Source organism: Arthrobacter sp. SDTb3-6, assembly GCF_013376095.1.
Lineage (GTDB): Bacteria > Actinomycetota > Actinomycetes > Actinomycetales > Micrococcaceae > Specibacter.
Window position 1 is genome coordinate 1 of sequence record NZ_JAAMFN010000114.1, and the last position, 1263, is coordinate 1263.

Annotated in this window: 1 protein-coding gene; it reads left to right on the forward strand. The window is 72.6% G+C overall.

Going from position 1 to position 1263, the window contains the following annotated elements; genetic code table 11:
* Positions 1-162: 162 nt before the first annotated feature.
* The coding region (locus G6035_RS19540; RefSeq protein ID WP_176618765.1) for a DUF222 domain-containing protein at positions 163-1263 on the forward strand (1101 nt) is incomplete at its 3' end.

The window sequence follows — 1263 nt, forward strand, 5'->3', positions numbered from 1 at the left end:
GGCGGCGCTGGCGGCGGGGCTGCTGGTCCTGTTGCCGGGGTTGCTGGTCCGGGTGGTCCGGGTGGTCCGGGTGGGGCGGGTGCCGGGGCGGGGGCGTGGGAGGGGTCCCCGGTGGTGGCGGCGCCGTTGGGGGTGGAGTTGGTTGCCCTTAGTGATGGGGGTGTGTTGGAGTGGGCGCGCAGTGTCGAGCAGCTTTCCCGGTGGGTGCAGGCCCTGCAGGTCCAGGCGGCCGGGGAACTGGACTCCCGGGCGAGGGAGGGCCGCTACCTGTGTGACGGGCAGGCCACGGGCATGGACGTGCTCAGTGATGTGCTCCATCTCAGCCGTGCCGAGGCCGGGCGCCGGCTGGGCCTGGCCGGGCATTTCCTGCCCGCCACGGACGCGCTCACCACCGTGGCCACGGAGCCGGACCAGCCGGTCCTGGCCGGGGCGTTCTTTGCCGGCACGACCAGCATCGAGCAGGCCCTGGTCGCCTCGCACTACACCGCCGACGCCGCCCACCTCACCCGTGCCGGGCGCACCACCGCGGAACTGGCCCGGGAGCTGGAAGGCACTATGACCACCCACGCCCAGGAACAGAACCCGGACTTCCTGCGCCGGCTGGGCACCCGCGCGATCACCCACATCGACCCCGACGGGGACACCCCCACCACCGGGGAACTGACCGCCAGGCAAGGCATCCGCTTCCACCGCGCCTACCGCGGGATGATCAGGATCAGCGGCTACACCACCATCCCCCAATACGAAAAAATCATGGCCACCATCGGCCACGCCACCCACCCCGGCCCCCACAAAGACATCAACACCATCCACCCCGACACCAACCACACCGGAACCACAGACAGCGCGAACACCAAGAACCCCGATGAGGACAGCACCGGCACCAGCCCCGGCACCGGCAATGGCAGCACCGGCGCGGACGGTACCGGTCTCGGTGCCGGGGTGCTGCCGGGCCAAACCACCCTGCTCGAACTACTCCACGCCACCCCCGGCACACCAGCCACCCCCGGGGGCCCGCACGGCCCCGGCCCCGACATGACCGCCCCGGACACGGCAGGCCCGGCCGGCACCATCCCGGACGGGGCGGACCCGGCCGGCACCATCCCGGGCATGCCGGTCCCGGGCGTGGCAGGCCCTGGCGGCTCCAATGCCCGCGGTACCGGTGCTGGAGGTTCCTGGCCCCCGGACCAGGGCCCCGCCCCGGCCTGGGCCCAACCACCTACCACCGCTCACACCACCAGCAATAACGGCACCACCACGCCC